Source organism: Amycolatopsis sp. NPDC043889 (assembly GCF_056435645.1).
Window position 1 is genome coordinate 39,438 of the sequence record NZ_JBWKEC010000013.1, and the last position, 18,580, is coordinate 58,017.

The 18,580-nt window shown below is 69.6% G+C and carries 14 protein-coding genes; 8 read left to right on the forward strand and 6 right to left on the reverse strand.

All coding sequences use genetic code 11. The annotated features are described in order from the left end of the window. Positions 1-124 precede the first annotated feature (124 nt). Both AC0685_RS23570 and AC0685_RS23575 read right to left on the reverse strand, forming a co-directional pair. Positions 125-904, reverse strand: coding sequence for an exodeoxyribonuclease III (locus AC0685_RS23570; protein WP_478227512.1), 780 nt, complete (start codon positions 902-904; stop codon positions 125-127). Positions 905-998: 94 nt separating this feature from the next. After that, entirely contained in the window at positions 999-1,736 is a 738-nt protein-coding gene (locus tag AC0685_RS23575; protein ID WP_478227513.1) for a S1 family peptidase, read from the reverse strand. Between the two features lie 249 nt (positions 1,737-1,985). On the opposite strand from AC0685_RS23575, the gene uvrC reads away from it, so the two are divergent. The 4 genes from uvrC to whiA are packed head-to-tail and all read left to right on the forward strand — an operon-like array spanning position 1,986 to position 6,820. Next, entirely contained in the window at positions 1,986-3,944 is a 1,959-nt protein-coding gene (gene uvrC / locus AC0685_RS23580) for an excinuclease ABC subunit UvrC (protein ID WP_478227514.1), read from the forward strand. Positions 3,945-3,994: 50 nt separating this feature from the next. Beyond that, entirely contained in the window at positions 3,995-4,852 is an 858-nt protein-coding gene (gene rapZ, locus AC0685_RS23585) for an RNase adapter RapZ (protein WP_034311885.1), read from the forward strand. Then, positions 4,839-5,840 (forward strand): gluconeogenesis factor YvcK family protein, encoded by a 1,002-nt coding sequence (locus tag AC0685_RS23590; protein ID WP_478227515.1) that lies wholly within the window; start codon positions 4,839-4,841, stop codon positions 5,838-5,840. The genes rapZ and AC0685_RS23590 overlap by 14 nt, the downstream gene beginning before the upstream one ends. Beyond that, positions 5,831-6,820: a DNA-binding protein WhiA gene (whiA, locus tag AC0685_RS23595; protein ID WP_005152315.1), complete on the forward strand. Its 990-nt coding sequence runs from the start codon at positions 5,831-5,833 to the stop codon at positions 6,818-6,820. The genes AC0685_RS23590 and whiA overlap by 10 nt, the downstream gene beginning before the upstream one ends. A 170-nt stretch (positions 6,821-6,990) precedes the next feature. Here whiA and AC0685_RS23600 read toward each other — a convergent pair whose 3' ends face one another. Continuing rightward, positions 6,991-9,960 (reverse strand): FHA domain-containing protein, encoded by a 2,970-nt coding sequence (locus tag AC0685_RS23600; protein WP_478227516.1) that lies wholly within the window; start codon positions 9,958-9,960, stop codon positions 6,991-6,993. Positions 9,961-10,018: 58 nt separating this feature from the next. On the opposite strand from AC0685_RS23600, the gene AC0685_RS23605 reads away from it, so the two are divergent. Further along, positions 10,019-10,942, forward strand: a complete 924-nt coding sequence (locus AC0685_RS23605; protein WP_478227517.1) for a hypothetical protein — start codon at positions 10,019-10,021, stop codon at positions 10,940-10,942. Between the two features lie 84 nt (positions 10,943-11,026). Next, positions 11,027-12,031, forward strand: coding sequence for a glucosyl-3-phosphoglycerate synthase (locus AC0685_RS23610; protein WP_478227518.1), 1,005 nt, complete (start codon positions 11,027-11,029; stop codon positions 12,029-12,031). Here the strand turns inward: AC0685_RS23610 and AC0685_RS23615 are convergent. Further along, entirely contained in the window at positions 12,005-12,883 is an 879-nt protein-coding gene (locus AC0685_RS23615; RefSeq protein ID WP_478227519.1) for a sterol desaturase family protein, read from the reverse strand. The two genes, AC0685_RS23610 and AC0685_RS23615, sit on opposite strands and share 27 nt — an antisense overlap. Before the next feature lie 84 nt (positions 12,884-12,967). Here AC0685_RS23615 and AC0685_RS23620 point away from each other — a divergent pair, with 84 nt between their 5' ends. Then, entirely contained in the window at positions 12,968-13,579 is a 612-nt protein-coding gene (locus AC0685_RS23620; protein ID WP_233621456.1) for a TetR/AcrR family transcriptional regulator, read from the forward strand. A gap of 109 nt (positions 13,580-13,688) precedes the next feature. On the opposite strand, the gene AC0685_RS23625 is transcribed toward AC0685_RS23620, so the two are convergent. Beyond that, positions 13,689-16,202, reverse strand: coding sequence for a PQQ-dependent sugar dehydrogenase (locus tag AC0685_RS23625; RefSeq protein ID WP_478227611.1), 2,514 nt, complete (start codon positions 16,200-16,202; stop codon positions 13,689-13,691). A gap of 333 nt (positions 16,203-16,535) precedes the next feature. Continuing rightward, positions 16,536-16,973 carry a PPOX class F420-dependent oxidoreductase gene (locus AC0685_RS23630; RefSeq protein ID WP_478227520.1) on the reverse strand — a complete coding sequence of 146 codons (438 nt, stop codon included), beginning with the start codon at positions 16,971-16,973 and terminating at the stop codon, positions 16,536-16,538. A gap of 109 nt (positions 16,974-17,082) precedes the next feature. Between AC0685_RS23630 and AC0685_RS23635 the strand changes: the two genes are divergently transcribed. Beyond that, a complete protein-coding gene (locus tag AC0685_RS23635) occupies positions 17,083-18,534 on the forward strand; it encodes a hypothetical protein (RefSeq protein WP_478227612.1) in 1,452 nt (483 codons plus the stop codon). Positions 18,535-18,580 lie beyond the last annotated feature (46 nt).

Sequence of the window (18,580 nt, forward strand, 5' to 3'; positions counted from 1 at the left end):
GGGGAGAAAAAAGGAAGGGGGGGGGGGGGGGGGGGGGGGGGGTGGGGGGGGGGGGTTGGGTCCCCACCCAAACCCCCCCCCCACGACCACCCCGACCGATACCCGCCCCGGACCGGCCGGCCGCTCAGAGCGAAAGATCCACCACGATCGGCGCGTGGTCCGAGGGCCCCTTCCCCTTCCGCGCCTCACGGTCCACATAGGAATCCGTCACCGCACCGGCCACCGTCGCGTCGGCGTAGACGAGGTCGATCCGCATTCCCTTGTTGTTCGGGAAGTTCCCCGCGCGGTAGTCCCAGTACGTGAACGGGTGGTCGTACTTCAGCGGCCGCGGGAACACGTCCGACAGCCCGAGGTCGCGCAGCGCGGCGAGCGCCTTCCGCTCCGGCTCGGTCACGTGCGTCGATTCGGCGAACAGGCCGATGTCCCACACGTCCGCGTCGGTCGGCGCGATGTTGAAGTCGCCGAGCACCGTGAACGGCAGCCCGCGCGCCTGCTCCTCCCGCACGGTCGCCTCCAGCGCCGAAAGCCAGGCGAGTTTGTAGCCGTAGTGCGGGTTCTCCAGGTCACGCCCGTTCGGCACGTACACCGACCACAGCCGCAGCCCGCCGCAGGTGGCGCCGATGGCCCGCGCGTCGGCCTTGTCCTCGAAGGTGGGCTCGCCGGTCAGGCCCCGTGTCACGTCTTCCAAGCCGACGCGGGACACGATCGCGACGCCGTTCCAGCGTCCGATGCCGTACGCGGCCGTCTCATAGCCCAGTTCCTTCACGGCGTCGAAGGGGAAGGCGTCGGTGCCGCATTTGAGTTCCTGCAAGCACAGCACGTCCGGCTGTACCGAGCCGAGCCAGTCCAGCACCCTTGGCAGCCGGGGTCCGATCGAGTTCACGTTCCAGGTCGCGATCCGCATGCCCGCGAGCGTCCCACACCCCACCGACACCCTGACGTGAAAGGGCCCCTGCCGCGACGGGTCACGTCGCGGCAGGGGCCGGCCGGGGTGGAGGTCAGACCCCGGTGGTCGAGCGGATCCAGGAGCGGGCCGAAGCGACGCTGCCGTAGTTGTTGGTGCCGCGGATGTTCGAGCCGCTCTGGTTCTGCACGGTCGAGGCGACACCGACCTGGACGCCGTTGAAGACCTGGGGACCGCCCGAGTCGCCCTTCCACGCCGAACCGTCGATGCCGACGCTCTGGATGGCGGGCCCACCGTAGGCGTCGCGCGAGGTTCCGGTGACGCGCACGTTGGCGACCTTCAGCGCCGAGGCGGGCGGGCCGGTGGGGGTCTCGCGGCCCCAGCCGTAGAGCTGGTTGGTGCTGCCGACCGACGGGTTCGAGCTGGCCAGGCCGATCGGCGTGACACCGGCGTCGGAGGCCAGGTGCAGCAGCGAGATGTCGGCGCCGTTCGGCGAGGACACCTTGCGGTCGACGGCGATCTCACGGCCGCCCTGGAGCTGGTTGCTGCCGACGCGGACCCGCATGCCGCTGCCGTCGGAGTCGAGGCAGTGCTTGGCGGTCAGGACCCAGCGCTGGGCGATGACGCTGCCGGAGCAGTTGAACCCGTCCCACTGACGGCCCGGGGTGTTGACGTAGATCTGGGCGCCCCAGCTCACGGTGGGGGCGGTGCCGCCGCCCACGATGTTGGGCTGGACACCGGTGGGGGTGCCCGCGGAGGCGACCGCGCCGGCGGTCATGGTGAGGGCTGCGGCGGCGAGGGTGGCGGCGCCCAGCGTACGAAGACGGCTCACGGTGCAGGAGTCCTTTCGAGCGTCATCTGACGAAGAACCGAGTGAAGTGGAACTGGGACGGAAAGTAATCAACCGGTTCACTCGCCAGGAACCAACGAACGTCGGTTCCGGCCGAAGACCCGACTTAGGTCGGTATACGTAGTGAAATACGGACCGGATCGTGGGAATGGCCACTCGAAGGGTTGACCGGAGCGCGGCTAAGGGCGGGGCCTCGTAAGACTGTCGGTGGTGCCCCATAGGCTTGGCGGCGTGGCTGACCCGACCACCTACCGTCCCTCGCCGGGGAGCATCCCGGACGCCCCCGGCGTGTACAAATTTCGTGACGCCACGAAGAGGGTCATCTACGTCGGCAAGGCGAAAAGCCTCCGCGGCAGGCTGAACTCGTACTTCGCCGATCTCACCGGCCTTCACCCGCGCACCCGCCAGATGGTGACGACGGCGGCGAGCGTCGAGTGGACCGTGGTGAGTACCGAGGTCGAGGCGCTCCAGCTGGAGTACAACTGGATCAAGGAGTTCGACCCGCGGTTCAACGTCCGTTACCGCGACGACAAGAGCTATCCCGTCCTCGCCGTCACGATGAACGAGGAGTTCCCGCGCCTGCACGTCTATCGCGGCGCGCGCAAGAAGGGCGTGCGGTATTTCGGTCCGTACGCGCATGCTTGGGCCATCCGCGAAACGCTCGACCTGCTGCTCCGGGTCTTCCCGGCGCGCACCTGCTCGGCGGGCGTCTTCAAACGGCACGGCCAGATCGGCAGGCCCTGCCTGCTGGGCTACATCGGCAAATGTTCCGCGCCGTGCGTCGGCAAGGTCTCCGCCGACGAACACCGCGCGATCGTCGAGGACTTCTGTGATTTTCTCGCCGGCCGCACCGACGCGCTGATCCGCCGCCTGGAACAGGAAATGGCGGCCGCGTCCGAAGAGCTGGAGTTCGAGCGTGCCGCCCGGCTGCGGGATGATCTCGGCGCGTTGCGGCGCGCGATGGAGAAGCAGGCGGTCGTGCTCGGCGACGGTACCGACGCGGACGTCGTCGCCTTCGCCCACGACGAACTCGAAGCCGCCGTCCAGGTCTTCCACGTGCGCGGCGGCCGGGTCCGCGGCCAGCGCGGCTGGGTGATCGACAAGGCCGAGGAGATGGGCGTCCAGGAACTCGTCGACCACTTCATCACGCAGTTCTACGGCGAGCAGGCCGAACGCGCGGACGATCCCGACGGCGGCCCGCCGGTGCCGCGCGAGGTCCTCGTCCCCGAACTGCCCGCCGACGCGGAGGCGCTCGGCGAGTGGCTTTCCGGGCTGCGCGGGTCGAGGGTGAGCCTGCGGGTCCCGCAGCGCGGCGACAAGCGCGCCCTCGCGGAGACGGTGACGCGCAACGCCGGCGAGGCGTTCACCCAGCACAAACTGCGCCGCGCCGGCGATCTCACCGCGCGGTCGGCCGCGCTGGCGGAACTGCAGGACTACCTGGCGCTGGAAACCGCGCCACTGCGCATCGAATGCGTCGACATCAGCCATATCCAGGGCAGTGACGTGGTGGCGTCGCTCGTGGTGTTCGAGGACGGGATCCCGCGCAAGTCCGAGTACCGGCGCTTCGCGTTGCGCGAGGCCGCGGAGGAAGGCGACGTCGCCTCGATCGCCGAAGTCGTCCGTCGCCGGTTTTCCCGCTACCTCAAGGAAAACGCCGAGGGTGCCGAGGTCGATCCGGACCGTCCGGGCATCGACCCGGAGACCGGCAAGCCGCGCAAGTTCGCCTACGCGCCGAACCTGCTCGTCGTCGACGGCGCGGGCCCGCAGGCCACCGCCGCCGCGGACGTCCTCTCCGAACTGGGCGTCACCGACGTCGCCGTGGTCGGCCTGGCGAAGCGGCTGGAGGAGGTGTGGCTCCCGGGCGACCCCGACCCGGTGATCCTGCCGCGCACCTCCGACGCGCTGTATCTGCTGCAGCGGCTGCGTGACGAGGCGCACCGCTTCGCCATCCGGTACCACCGGGAGAAGCGGTCCAAACGGATGCAGGTGTCCGCATTGGACGGTGTGCCCGGGCTGGGGCAGGCTCGCCGTACCGCGCTGATCAAGCATTTCGGCTCGGTGAAGAAGCTCCGCGAAGCGCGGATAGAGGAGATCGAGGCGGTGCCCGGCTTCGGCAGGCGCACCGCCGAAGCGGTCGTCGCGGCACTCGCAGGGGAGAAAGCCGCGGCGGCGGGGGAGTCCAGTACGTGACCGGTGAAGGGACCATTGTGAGTGCGCAAGAAGAAGGCCGCGGTTCGGGGATGGAGGTCGCGGTCGTTTCCGGTCTGTCCGGCGCCGGCCGCAGCACCGCCGCGAAATGTCTGGAGGATCTGGGCTGGTTCGTGGTGGACAACCTGCCGCCCGAGCTGATCGCGACCATGGTCGAGCTCGGCGCGCAGGCGCGGGGCGCGATCACCAAGGTCGCCGTGGTGATGGACGTGCGTTCGCGCGCGTTCACCGACGACCTGGCGTCGGTCATCAAGGACCTCGACGCCCGCGGGTACAAGCCGCGAGTCCTGTTCCTGGAGGCCACGGACGCGGTGCTGGTGCGCCGGTTCGAGGCCGTCCGCCGCGGTCACCCGATGCAGGGCGACGGGAGGCTCGCCGACGGCATCACCGCCGAGCGCACGCTCCTGGAGCCGCTGCGGGAAGAGGCCGACCTTGTGCTCGACACTTCGTCGCTTTCGGTGCACGACCTGCGCGCCAAGATCGAGGACGCCTTCGGCTCCGAGGCGAGCACGCAGACCAGGGTCACCGTGCTGTCGTTCGGCTACAAGTACGGCCTGCCGATGGACGCCGACCTGGTGATGGACGTCCGATTCCTGCCGAACCCGTTCTGGATCCCGGAACTGCGCGACCACACCGGTCTCGAAGGCGAGGTCCGCAACTACGTGCTCAGCCAGGAAGGCGCGGACGAGTTCCTCGACCGCTACCACCAGCTGCTGCGCCTGATCGGCGCGGGCTACAAGCGCGAAGGCAAGCGGTACCTGACGCTGGCCGTCGGCTGCACGGGCGGGAAGCACCGCAGCGTCGCCATTTCCGAGGAACTCGCCCAGCGTCTGTCCAATGAGGACGGTATGGCCGTGAAGGTGGTGCACCGCGACCTTGGCCGCGAGTGATCCGCGCGCGGTCGCACTGGGGGGCGGGCACGGCCTGCACGCCACCCTCACCGCGTTGCGCCGGGTGACCTCGCAGGTCACCGCCGTGGTCACCGTCGCGGACGACGGGGGCTCGTCCGGCAGGCTGCGCCGGGAGCTCGGGCTGCTGCCGCCGGGCGACCTGCGGCAGGCCTTCGCCGCGTTCGCCGCCGAAGACGGCGGAACCCTGTGGGCGGAGGTGTTCCAGCACCGCTTCGGCGGCGACGGCGCGCTCGCCGGGCACGCGGTCGGGAACCTGTTGCTGGCCGGGCTGTTCGAGGTGCTCGGTGATCCGGTCGCCGCGCTCGACGAGGCGAGCAGGCTCATGGGCATCTCCGGCCGCGTCCTGCCGATGTCACCCGAACCGCTGGAGATCCAGGGTGAGGTTTCGGGGCTGGACGCCGAGAATCCCGAGGCGGTCCGGCGGATCCGCGGTCAGGTGGCGGTGGCGACGACCCCGGGGCAGGTGCACCGGATCAGCCTGCACCCGTCCGGCCAGGCCGACCGGCCGCCGCGCGGCTGCGCCGAGGCGATCGAGGCGGTGCTCGGCGCGGACGTCGTGTTCCTCGGCCCGGGGTCGTGGTTCACGAGTGTGCTGCCCCATCTGCTGGTGCCGGATCTGCACGACGCGTTGCTCCGAACGGACGCCACGAAGGTCGTGATCCTCAACCTGATCCCCCAACCGGGGGAGACCGCGGGGTTCTCGCCGGAGAAGCATTTGGACGTACTGTTCGAACACGCCCCGGAATTGCGGGTGGACGCGGTTATCGCGGATCGTGACTCGGTGCCCTCACCAGCCCGGTTGCGGGACGCCGCCGGGAGACTGGGCGCGCGGGCGTTGCTGGGGGCGGTGGCTGACCCGGTCGTGACGGGGCGGCATGATCCTGATGCGCTCGCGGGCTGTATGCGGGACGCTCTCGGTCTCACCGGGGGAGGAGCTGAAGGTATGGAGGGGCAGCGATGGCGATGACCGCCGCCGTGAAGGACGAGCTGAGCCGGCTGGAGATCACCAAGATCGGCCCGCGCCGCGCGGAGGTCGCGTCGATGCTGCGATTCGCGGGCGGGCTGCATATCGTGGCCGGCCGCGTCGTGGTGGAGGCCGAACTCGACACCGGTTCGGTGGCGAGGCGGCTGCGCAAGGAGATCCACGAACTGTACGGACACCAGTCCGACGTCCACGTCATCTCCTCCAGTGGATTGCGCAAGGGCACGCGGTACGTCGTCCGGGTGGTCAAGGACGGCGAGGGGCTCGCCCGGCAGACCGGCCTGATCGACCAGCGCGGCCGCCCGGTGCGCGGGCTGCCCGCCGCCGTCGTGTCCGGTGGTGTCGCCGACGCGGAAGCCGCCTGGCGCGGCGCGTTCCTGGCGCACGGTTCGCTCACCGAACCCGGGCGCTCGTCGTCGCTCGAAGTGACCTGCCCCGGCCCCGAGGCCGCGCTGGCGCTCGTCGGCGCCGCCCGGCGGATGGGCATCCAGGCCAAGTCGCGCGAGGTCCGCGGCGCGGACCGGGTCGTCGTGCGTGACGGTGACGCCATCGGCGCGCTGCTGACCCGGCTCGGCGCGCACACGAGTGTGCTCGCCTGGGAAGAGCGGCGCATGCGCCGCGAGGTGCGCGCCACCGCGAACCGGCTCGCGAACTTCGACGACGCGAACCTGCGTCGTTCGGCCCGCGCGGCCGTCGCCGCGGCGGCCAGGGTGGAGCGCGCGCTGGACATCCTCGGCGAATCCGCCCCGGAGCACCTGCTCGCCGCGGGCAAGCTGCGCCTGTCGAACCGGCAGGCCTCGCTCGAAGAGCTCGGTCAGCTGTCCGATCCGCAGATGACCAAGGACGCCGTCGCCGGCCGGATCCGCCGCCTGCTGGCGATGGCCGACAAAAAGGCGAAGGAACAAGGCATTCCGGACACCGAATCCGCGGTCACGCCGGACATGCTCGAAGAAGACGAGGCCTGATCAGCTCGCGTTCAGTCCTCTGGATGCGGTAATTGCGTGTGCAAGGACCGCATCCAGAGGATTAAATGCGGTGTTCGCCGAAGTTCCATGGCGGCCGCCCGGCTGCTGCACGGCCCTGATGGCGATCGTCGATAGTCCACAGTGGAGCGTGTCCGCGGTGCGCTCACCGCTCACTCCCGCGTACCCCAGTAGTCGAGCTGCTCGCGGATCTTCCGGGTTTCGCCGTGCCGTTCGCCGCGGACCTCGACGGAATCGCTGAGCAGCGAGGTCCAGGTCGAGAGCGCCTCGGTGACCTGGCCCGCCTTGGCTAGGGCGAGCGCGAGGCCGAACCGGAGATCGAGGACGTCGGGATGCCGGTCACTCTGCCGTCTCCTCGCTTCGTCGAGGAGCCGTCGGTAGTCCGAAACGACGGGTGGGGGGTGCTCGATTTCGGCGCTCCAGAAAGCGATGTTGTGCCGGACGTGGCTGACGATCTCGTCTTCGTCCAGCGCCTGTTTCGCCTGTGGCAGCAATTCCCTGGAGAGGCGGAGGGCTTCCTCCCCGTTCCCGGTCTTGCCGGTCGCCACCGCGAGGAAATGCCGTGCGTGCAGGGTCTCGCGATGATCAGCTCCGAGAGCGTGGCTGGCGTCGCGGACGAGGGCTTCGAACTCGATCCGGGATTCTTCGAAGCGGCCGAGCTCGGCGAGCAGATGCCCGATGTTGTTGCGGATGCTCAAGACGTCTTCGTCGCCGTCCGACAGGGTGATCGTGGCGATCGGCAGCAGTTCTTCGAATCGGGCGAGCGCCGCGGCCGCGTCACCCGCCTTGCCGGTCCACGTCGCGTGCCGTGCCTTGCAGCGCAGCGTGATCCGGTCGGTCTCGCCGAGTTCCCGTTCGGCGCGGTTCGCCCAGGCCGCCCAGCGTTCCCGGTTCTCGACGGGGATGTGGGACGCCCTGCGCTCCAGCGCGGCGAGGGCGTCTTCGCGGAGTCCGGCGAGCCAGAAGTGCTCGGCCTCGTTGGCCGCCGCGTAGCCTTGTTCCAGCGTCGGCTCGTCGTCTACGGTCACGAGTGCCACCTCCGAGGTCGCCGCCGCCAGCCGGGCGTGCAGGCGTGTCGCCGCGTCGGGGGAGAGAACGGGCGGTTCTTCGGTCCACAGGACGGTTTCGTCGGCGAGACCCGCCCGCGTCCGGCTGACCGAGTCTCCGAGCTTGGCCAGGAAATCACGGACGTGCACCCGCCGCTCCGGGCCACCCGCCGCCGCGCTCGCCGCGGTGAGGATCGAGATCGGGATGGGCCCGCGGGTCGCGGCCAGCCCCAGCAGTTCCAGCAGGAGCGCGTGACCCGGCCGCGGCGAGGCCACCGCACCGGTGCCCTGCTCGACGTCGGACACGTCTTCCTCGGCCGCCTCATCCACCTGCGCGACGCTGATGAAGGTGACCGTCGAATCACCGAGCCGGAGAACGTCGCCGTGCGCCAGCTCGGCGTCCGGCACTCGCTGCCCGTTGACGAAGGTGCCGTTGGCGGAGTCGAGGTCGGTCAGCCACGCGGTCGTTCCGTCCCAGCGGATCTTGCAGTGGAGCCGGGACACCCGCGAGTCCCCGAGGCGGACCGCGGCGTTCCTGCTGCGGCCGAGCGTCGTGAGCCCGAAGGACAGTTCGTGGTGCGCGGGCGGCTGACCGGGGACGTCGATGATCAGGGTGGCCGGGGTGATCCTCGGTGAGGTGGCCGAAACGGCGTGATGGCGACCCCACTCTTCGGCGTCCTCGGGTTCCCGCCTCACCGGCCGCGGATCCACGGTCGGCCACCACCCGCCGGGTGGCTCGAAACCGCCGGCCAGTACCAGTGAAACCTCCGCCGCGGGCGGAAGGCGCCCCGGATCCCGCGTCGCCACGACCGTCGTCACCAGCTCCAAGCCCGGGTCCGTCGAAAGGCTCCGGACGAGGCCGTACAGGCGTTCCCGGACGTCGGGGTCGAGGTCGTCGAGCCCGTCGATCGCGATCCGCACCGGTGCTTCGGTCCACTGTGGAGCGAGCGTCCGCAGGGGACCGAGCAGCGCCAGATCGAAAGCGCTGGCACCGCTGCGGGCGGCGTCGTCGAGCCCGGCATGGTGAGCCTGCTCGGCTTCGGCGAAACCGGGCACGGTGCGCAGCAACTGGCGGGCGAGTTCCCCCGCGAGCCGCTCCGCCGTGTCGCCGCGGCTCGCGAACAGGACGCCGTGCAGGAAGTCGGGCGGCACATAGGAGCCGGCCACCGACGGCCGGGCGAGCGCGGCGAGCATGGTCGACTTCCCCGCGCCGGCCTCACCCGTGATCGCGACCAGCCGGGCGCCGGTGAGCAGGCGCCCGACGGTCTCGCCGAGTTTCGGATCCTGCTGGTAGTCCGCGGTCAGCCGTTCGATCCGGGGCGCGGCCGGGTTGCCCGCCAGCGGGGAACGCCGCCAAGAGGGGGAGGAGTTCAGCGCGAGCCACAGCCCTTGATCGGCCTCGGCCACCTCACGGGTGCCGTCGAAACCGAGGTGGATGGCGGTCTGCATCGGGCACAGGCCGGTGATCACCCGTTTGAGATCCGCGCACCGGACCCGTTCGCCGAACTCCGCGTGCCCCGACCGCAGCACCGAGACCAGTGACCGGCTGAAACACCCGTTGGCCGCGACGCGGTCGTCCGAGGCGGTGAGCAGGTCGAAACGTTTGCCCGCTTCGCCGACGATCCTCAGCCAGCGCTGGCCCGCCTGCCTCGCCCCGATACCGGCGTGGCAGGTGTCGAGCAGGATCACCAGACCGTCCAGCATCGAGTAGCGGCCGAGCAGCTCCTTGATGCGCTGGGCGAACAGGAACGACCTGCGGCTGTCCACCGGCAGGCCGGTGTCCTTGGTGAGGAAGTAGAAGTCGTCGTCGGCGTATTCGCCGTGGCCGACGAGCGAGAGGAAGAGCGTCGCCTCGTCTTCCGACGCGCGCTCGAAGGCCTTCACGAGCGCGTCGTCCAGTTCGACCATCGTCGGGTCGACGAGCAGGCCGCGGCCGTCTTCGAGCGCGGGCACGCAGCCGCCGATCTCGGGGTCGAGCAGGGCCGTCGAGACCTGATGCCCCGCGTCGGGGAGGAACGAGAGAAGGTTCAGTGAGTCGCATTGCGACGCGACCACCAACGACCTGCGCTCTCCCACGGAGATCACTTTGTCTCATCGGGCGGTCACCCGGCAAGGGGCCGCGATACTGTGCGCCATGGCTCGGATCGTTCTGGTGCACGGCATCGCCCAGGAACAGAAGTCCGCGGACACCCTCGAGGCCGAATGGCTGCCGAGTCTGGCGGGCGGTGTCCGGCTCGCCGGTGACACCGCGCTGGCCGACGCCGTGTGGCGCGACGCCCGGCCCGGCGACGCGCGAATGGCCTTCTACGGCGACCTTTTCCGCAAGGACGGCCAGCAAGGCGGCGCGGACGAACTGACCGCGGACGAGTGGGCGCTCGCCGAGACCCTGGCGGCGGAATGGCTCCGCAACGCTGCTTCGTCGGCGTCCCGCGAGACGGACCGGGACCGGGCGAGGGCCGAATTGGCCCAGCTCGACGGCCCGGCCGGGGAGACCCAAGGGGTGCGCGCGGCCGCCCGCCCGGTGCTGAACGCGCTGGTGCGGCTGAAGCCGTTCGCGAGACTCGGGGTCGCGTTCGCCGAACGCGTGGTGGTCAAGGCGCTCAAACAGGTGACGCTGTACCTCACCGACGAGACGATCCGGGAACGCGTGCAGGAGCGCGTCGCCGAGCACATCGGGCCGGAGACCGAGGCGATCGTCGGGCATTCGCTCGGTTCCGTCGTCGCCTACGAAGCCGCCCATCGGCATGGCCGTCCGCTGCCGCTGCTGCTCACCCTCGGCTCGCCGCTGGGTCTGCGCACGGTGGTCTACGAACGGACCCGTCCGCAGCCGCCGTGTGTCCCGCCCGGCGTCGCGCGCTGGGTGAACCTGGCCGACCGGGACGATCTCGTCGCCGCCCGGCCGGATCTCAGCGGCATGTTCCCCGGCGCCGACGGTGTCCTGGACAGCGGCTACACCGTCGACAACGGCGCGAAACCGCACGAGGCGGCGTTCTACCTCGCCAAGCGACGGACCGGGGAGGTCCTCTCCCAGGCGTTAACCTGTCGCGGGCAGGCGTAACGCGGCGGTTTCCGCGGTGACGACCGATGGAAACAGCCTCACTCGAAGATCGCCGGAGAGGTGATCTTCGAGGAAGGGACAGCCATGCGGGTATCGGCGGAGGTCGGCAGGTGGCTCGCGCGGCGCAGCAGCCGGGCGGGTGACTGGTGGGCGGCGGAGCTGGTCGCCGCCAAACGCGGGACCCGGGTTTCGGTGGTGATCCCCGCCCGCGACGAGGAGGAGACGGTGGGTGCGATCGTCGGCACCATCCGGCGCGAACTCGTCGAACGCTTCCCCCTGGTGGACGAGATCCTGGTGGTGGACAGTCATTCCACCGACGCCACCGCCGAGGTCGCCCGTGCGGCCGGAGCGTGCGTCGTCGCGCAGGACGCGGTGTTCCCGGAGCTGGAAAGCCTGGCAGGCAAGGGAGAAGCGCTCTGGAAGGGCGTCGCCGAAACCACCGGCGATCTCGTCGCCTTCGTCGACGGCGATCTCCGCGATTTCACCGCCGGCTACGTGACCGGTCTGCTGGGGCCGCTGCTGACCGACCCGGGGATCGCCTACGTCAAAGGCTTCTACCACCGTCCGCTCGCCGGGGCGGCAGGCGTCGAACCCGACGGCGGCGGCCGCGTCACCGAACTCGTCGCCCGGCCGCTGCTCAACATGTACTGGCCGGAACTGGCCGGTTTCGTCCAGCCGCTCGCCGGCGAGTACGCGGGACGCCGTGAAGTGCTCGAAGGCATCCCGTTCGTCACGCACTACGGCGTCGAGGTCGGCCACCTCATCGACCTGCTCGAAGCGCACGGCCTCGACGCGCTCGCGCAGGTCGACCTCGGTCACCGGACCCACCGCCACCAGAGCACGCAGGCCCTCGGCCGGATGTCCGCGCAGATCATGCTGACCCTGATGGACCGGCTGGAACGCGGGGGCCGGGTGATCTCCGCGGCGCCCCCGTCGACGTCGCTCGCCCAGTTCCGGCGCGGTGCGGGGGAGTCCGTCGAGCGGGAACTCGTGCTCACCGACGTGGCCCTCACGCAGCGGCCGCCGCTGGAGAGCCTCCCGCCGGAGATCCGCCCGGAGAACTCACCCGCCTTGCGCAGGAGCGCTTAACGCCTCCCTGGGTTGCCATCCCGGCGGGCCGAACACGTAGCCGAGCCTGTCCCGCCACGACTCCGCCGCGCGGACGTCGCGCAGGATCGAGCCGTACTCGTGGAAGCCGACCTTGAGCAGGTTGTAGGACTCGACGTTCTTGGTCAGCCCGTAGGTCGGGCGCTTGCCCTCCGGCACGAAACTGCCGAACATCCGGTCCCAGATGATCAGGATGCCGCCGTAGTTCGCGTCCAGGTACTCCTGGTCGCTGCCGTGATGCACACGATGGTGTGAAGGCGTGTTGAACACGTACTCGAACCAGCGCGGCAGCTTCCGGATCTTCTCGGTGTGCACGAAGAACTGGTACACGAGGTCGATCGACAGGCCGGTGAGGATCATCCACGGCGGGATGCCCGCGAGCGCGAGGACCGACCAGAACGGCAGCTGGAAGTACGGTGTCCACTTCTGCCGTAACGCGGTCGAGAAGTTGTAGTGCTCGCTCGAGTGGTGCACTTGGTGGCCCGCCCACATGATCCGGACGCGGTGGCTCGCCCGGTGGTAGGCGTAGAAGACGATCTCCTGGCCCAGCAGCATCAGGACCCAGGTCCACCAGTCGTGCGGGCTGAACTTCACCGGCGCCAGTTCGTAGAGCGCGGCGAACACGAACAGCATGGCGATGCGGAAGACACCGTTGATCACCACCGCCACCGCGCCCATGGACATGCTCGTGCGGGTGTCCTTGACGCTGTAACCGATGACGTTGTCGTCGTGGCCCAGCACGTGCAGCGCGAGGATCTCGATCGCGACGAACAGCAGGAACACCGGTGTCGCCAGCAGCACCGGGTCACTCAGATGGGCAAGAAAATCCGCCACCGCACCTCTCCCTCGTCCGCCCCCGTAATCTGACCATCAGGTAACTTACCCGAGGGTCACTTACCTCAGGGTAAGATAATCGCCGTGACAGAAGCAAGGGCCGTCGGCACGAAGGGGGTGCCCCGCGAAGAGCGGGAGACCCAGATCGTGCGCGCCGGAACGGAGGAGTTCGGCAAGAACGGGTACGCCGGGGCGTCGATGGTGGAGATCGCCCGCCGGGTCGGTGTCACGAAACCCTTGCTGTACCAGTACTTCGGCTCGAAGGACGGGCTGTACCTCGCCTGCCTGCACCGCGCGGGGGACAGGCTGACCGAAGGCGTCGCCGAGACGATGGCGGCGGAGGCCGAGCCGCCGGAACGGATGCCGCTCGCGGTGCTCTCGGCCATTTTCGAGACGTTCGACAACGACCGGTACGCCTGGAAGCTGCTCCGCGACCCGACGGTGCCCTCGACGGGTGAGATCGCCGGCGTCGCGATCGACTACCGCTACCGGCTCGACGGGTTCGCCCTGGTCGGCGCCGCCCAGTTGATGCGCTCGCGGGGCCTGGACGACGATCGCGACATCGAGGCGATCGCGCAGGTGTGGACCGGCGTGGTCGATTCGCTGATCAGCTGGTGGATCGACCAGCCGGACCAGGACGCCGCGGCGATGACCGAGCGGTGCGGGCGGATCATGCGGAACCTGTTCGGCTGGTGAGCACGTAAAACGCCACCCCGCCGGGAGGTCCCGGACGGGGTGGCGTTCCTCCAGCTCACACTGGATACGGTCGGGGTGCCCGGCGCCGCTCCGGACACCCCGGCCGTGCTCAGGACGCGGCGCTGGATTTGCCGCGTAGTTTGACGTTGGCCGTCGAGGCGTTCTTGATCGCCGTTTCGATCTGAGCCATCGTCGAGGACGAGGACAAGCCCGGAACCGTTGCCGACTTCAGCGCGTAGAGCGTGAAGGTGTAGGGATGGCTGGAGCCGCCGGGGCAGGGGCCGAAGTACTTCTGCGAGTTCGCTCCGCTGCCCATGGCCTTCTGCTTGGCGCCGTTCTGGTTCGGGACGGTGTAGCCCGCTCCGAGGCCTTCGGGCAGTGACACTGTGGACCCCGAGGACGCCGGGATGTCCCAGATCGCCCAGTGCGGTTTGTTGCCGTTGTTGGCCACGTCGGCGAAGACGATCGCGTAGCCCTTGGCGCCGGTGGTCCCGGCGCCCCACGCCAGCGGCGGGGAGGTGTCCTGGCCCGCGGTGCCGTCGCCGGCGCAGGTGAACTTGTCCGGGATCGACGCGTTGTCGGCGAACGCGGAACTGGTCAGCTTGAACGCTCCCGGCTGCGAGGCACCGGGGAACTTCAGCCGGACCACGACGTTGTCGATCCCGCTCGGGGTGCCGCCGTTCTTGTCCGCGTTGGTCGAGGTGACCCACAGGCCGCCGTCCGATGTCTTGGTGACCGAGCGGAGCCTGCCCCAGCGGCCGGAGAACAGCGACTGCACCGAGCCGACGCCGTTGCCCGCCGCGTTGATCTGGGTGGCGAAGAGCTGCTGGCTGGTGACGGCCGCGACGTAGATCCAGTCGTTGACGATCTCGATCCCGCTCGGCCCGCCGGAACTGGTCGGCCAGGTCTTCTTCGGCGCGATCGTGCCGGCGCAGCTGCCGGTGGTCCCTTCGCACTGGGACCAGCCGAAGTTGCCGCCCTTCTGGATCAGGTTGAGCTCGTCCTGGGTGCCGTCCCCGAATTCCGAGGACCACAGCTGGCCGCGGGAGTCCCACGCGAGGCCCTGCGGGTTGCGGTGCCCGTAGCTCCAGACGTACCGGGCGTTGCCGCCGGTGGAGAAGAACGGGTTGTCGTTCGGCGCCGAGCCGTCGGGGTTGAGCCGCAGGATCTTCCCGTTGAGCGAACTCTTGTCCTGCGCCGTCGCCTTGTTCTGCCCGTCGCCGACGGTGGCGTAGAGCTTGCCGTCCGGACCGAACCGCACCCTTCCCCCGTTGTGGTAACGGTTCTTGGCGATCCCGGTGAGCACCGGCGTCGACGTTGAGGACAGCTTTCCGTTCTCGTAGGTCATCTTCACGATCCGGTTGTCCCCGGAAGCCGTGTGGTAGAGGTAGATCGCGTGATCGGTGGCGTAGTTCGGCGAGATCGCGATGCCGAGCAGGCCGCCCTCGCCACTGGTGCCGACCGCGCCGGGAACCTTGCCGAGCGTGGTCTTCTCGCCCGACGGCGTGATCCGCAGGATCTCGAACCGGTCCCGTTCGGTCGCCAGCCCGGTTCCGTCCGGCAGGAAGTCGACGGACCAGGCGAGGTCCACCTTCGTGATGTCCTTGTCGTATTCGGGAATCCCGCCGCCCGCGGCGCCGCTCGTCTTCGCGGTCAGTGCGTTGCTCGCGGCCGATGCGTTGCCGTCGAGGTCACGCGCCTTCACCGTGAAGGTGTACGACGTGTTCGCTGTCAGGCCGGTCACCGTGGCTTCGAGCGAAGGCGTCGTCGCGACCTTCGTGGTGCCCTGGTACACGTCGTAGCCGGCGATCGTGCCGCTGTTGTCCGTGGAAGCGTTCCACGCCAAGGAGACGCTGTTCGCGGTCACCGACGTCGAGCGGAGGTTCCCCGGCACCGTCGGTGGTGTGGTGTCCCCGCTGGGCGGTGTCGTGAACTGGACGACATTGCTTTGCTGCGAAGGGTTTCCGGCCGCGTCGAAGGCGCCGACCGAGATGTCGTAGGCCGTGTTCGGCTGCAGGTTGTCGACGGTCGTGGTGAGCGTGTTCCCGTCGACGGTCTTGAGAACGTTGCCGCCGCGCATGACGTCGTAGCGGACCACGCCGACGTTGTCGGTCGCGGCCTCCCAGGTGAAGGTGGCGCTGCGGGCCTTGATGTCCTTGGCGGCCAGGTTCTTCGGCGGGGTCGGCGCTTCGGCGTCGAGCACCCCGCTCGCGGTGAGCTTGTCGGCGTTGGGACCGCCGTTCGCGGTCGTCGCGGTGGTGCGGATCTTGTTGGCCCCGGCGGCCAGCGCGACGTCCTTCGTGACGGTTTTCCAGGTGGTCCACGCCCCCGTACCGGGGAAGGACAGTGTCCCGGCGGCCGTGCCGTTGACGCTGAGGGAGACGGGCCGGTCGATCGTGGTTCCGTTGGCGTAGCGGAAAGTCAGCGTCTGGGTTCCGGCCTGCGCGGCGTTCACCGTGTACTCGACATAGCTGCCGATGACGTTGTCGAAGTTCACGAACCCGGTGCCGGAATAGCCGGCGTGGTTCTTTTCGACGGCGCCTTGGGAGATCGTCGCGGCTTCGGATTCGTGATCGGTCGGTGCCGCGCCGGCGGGCAGAGCCGGCAGGACGGCGAAGGTCATCGCCGTCGCGGCGGCACACGTGAGCAGCGCGCGCCACGGTGGTCGGGGTGCCACTGGAGCCTCCATGCGTGAAGTTCGGGGTCGGGAGGTGCAACGGCGGACCGGGCGAGCCCGGCGGGGGACGTGGAGTTTTAGTTAGGAAACTTTCCTATCTATGGTTCAGATCACACACCAGCGGGTGCTTCGTGTCAATACTTGACCAACATCAACACGGAGGGTCACCTCCCGAAACGCGTTTAGTCCTCTGGATGCGGTCCTTGCACACGCAAGGACCGCATCCAGAGGACTAAACGCGATGGGAGGGAAGGGGGCCTTCACGCGGAGACAAAGGCGTCAGCCGGCGATGTCCGCCCGCGCGATCACCTTCGTGATCCGCGCCCGCACCAACGACTCCTCGGGCACGGCGTTCCGCTTGCCGTAGGCCTCGGCCTTGTCCTCGCCCATGTACCGCCCACCGAGCCTGGTCGCCCATTCGAGCATCTCGTCGAGGTCGTCGTGCAACACGGCTTCGGCGGTGAACTGCACGTACGAGTACGGCGGCCGCTGGTCGTCGACGGCCAGCGAAAGCCGCGGATCGCGCCGCAGCGCCTTCCCCTTGAGGGTGTCCGTGCCGGTGGTGAAGATCAGCTCGTCACCGTCCGGCCCCTCGTTCAGCAGGAACCACACCGGCGTCACGATCGGCGCCCCGTTGGCGCGGACCAGGCCGAGCATGCCCGTCCGCGTGCCCTCGCTCGCGAACTTCCACCATTCGTCCCGGCTCATTTCACGCATGAACCAGACGCTACCGCCGCCCGGAGCGCCGGGCACCCCGGTCACCCGTGCGGGGCGCGAGGGGCGGCGACTAGCCTGGCCTGCTGTGCGAGACGACGAGCTGACCGGGATGGGGCTGGCCGACGAGGGGCTGACCCGCCGCCTCAAGGCGCTGGCCTGCACCGCGCCCTTGCACGACCTCGACGCGCGCAAGGCGAAGCTGGACTGGGCGGACGCCACGATCTACCAGATGGCCGAGATCGCCCTGCACACGATCGACCAGGTCACCGTCTCGATGGACTTCGACACGGGCGCCGATCACGAACAGGTGATCGCGCGGCTGCTGCCGTTCGTGGCGCTCCAGGCGCCCGGCCGGACGCCCGACGAGCACGCCAAGGTCGCCCGGTGGGTCCTCGACAACCTGATCAACGTCGGCACCACGGATCGCGGGTTCCGCCGCGTCTACGGCTCCATCGGCCCCGGCGGCGGCTACCAGCGCCGCCAGTTCGACTTCAAGCTGCTCGTCGAGCTGGCCGCACCCGACGGCGAGGTCTACCTGCGCGCCACCGACGAGGCGATCAACGTGCTCGTCGGCGCGCTGGACACCGACGTCGAGTCGGCCCAGATCGCGGCCGAGGTCAAACTGGAGAACCTGATCAACCGCGGCCGCCTTGCCGACGCGAAGCTCGCGGCGGAACAGGCCCGCTACCGGACGGTCCAGTACGGCGAGACCCTGCGCGCCAAGCTCGACGCCACCCGGCGCGACGTGCGCGCGGTCGACTGGGAGCGCGAGGTCCCGGACCTGCTGGATCAGGCGCTGTCCCATATCGAGTCCCGCTTCCGCGCCGAGAACGCGATCCTCAAGAACATCACCGCGTCGAGGGACGAGACGGAGGACCTCGACCGCAAACGCCGCGCGGCCGAGCTCGTCGACATCGTCGGTGACTGCATCCGCCGCCACACCCGGCTCCAGTCACGGCTGGCCGACGCGGGCGCGGTGTTCCGCGCCGAGCAGGACCGTCAGCAGTTCTCCGGGCCGCCGCAGCGCGCGACGATCGACCTGTTCGGCCAGCTCCTGATGCCGACGCTGGGCCTGCCGATCGCCGAAGCCGTCGCGCCCGCCGAATCGTTCTTCCACGCCGGCGCCGGGATCTCCCCACCGACCGTGCCGTCGTTGTCGTCGCTGGTGTCGCTGCTGCTGCGGCCTGCCCCCGAACGCGACCAGCTCGTCGGCGAAATCCCCGAACCCGAACTCATGCCCGCCGAGGTCACCGACCGGTTCGGCGACGAGCAGTGGCGCCTCGCCGACGACCTGCTCGACCTGCCGGAGGTGCCGCGGAGGCTGTCCGGGCTGCTCGAAGAAGCTCGCCGGATCGATCCCGGGCTGCCGGCCCTGGTCGCCCTGCGGGCGGTGCACGCCTACAGTCCCGAGGTCGGCGCGGCGCTGCGGCAGGGGGAGCGCCAGGTGCTGCTGGCCGTCGACGACGGCACGCTGCTCGAAGATCCCGAGTTCGGCGGAGCGGATCTGCTGCTTTCGTCGGCCACGGTCGATCGCCACGAAGATGAGGAGGAGGTCGCGTGACGACCACAGGGGACGTCGAATCCGCGGCCCGGCTCGTCTCCTTCGG

Excerpts from the sequence above, each read along its gene's own strand:
- AC0685_RS23570 (WP_478227512.1), bottom strand. The coding sequence starts at position 904 with ATGCGGATCGCGACCTGGAACGTGAACTCGATCGGACCCCGGCTGCCA.
- rapZ (WP_034311885.1), top strand. The coding sequence starts at position 3,995 with ATGGAGGTCGCGGTCGTTTCCGGTCTGTCCGGCGCCGGCCGCAGCACC.
- whiA (WP_005152315.1), top strand. The coding sequence starts at position 5,831 with ATGGCGATGACCGCCGCCGTGAAGGACGAGCTGAGCCGGCTGGAGATC.
- AC0685_RS23605 (WP_478227517.1), top strand. The coding sequence starts at position 10,019 with ATGGCTCGGATCGTTCTGGTGCACGGCATCGCCCAGGAACAGAAGTCC.
- AC0685_RS23610 (WP_478227518.1), top strand. The coding sequence starts at position 11,027 with ATGCGGGTATCGGCGGAGGTCGGCAGGTGGCTCGCGCGGCGCAGCAGC.
- AC0685_RS23625 (WP_478227611.1), bottom strand. The coding sequence starts at position 16,202 with ATGACCTTCGCCGTCCTGCCGGCTCTGCCCGCCGGCGCGGCACCGACC.
- AC0685_RS23630 (WP_478227520.1), bottom strand. The coding sequence starts at position 16,973 with ATGCGTGAAATGAGCCGGGACGAATGGTGGAAGTTCGCGAGCGAGGGC.
- AC0685_RS23635 (WP_478227612.1), top strand. The coding sequence starts at position 17,083 with ATGGGGCTGGCCGACGAGGGGCTGACCCGCCGCCTCAAGGCGCTGGCC.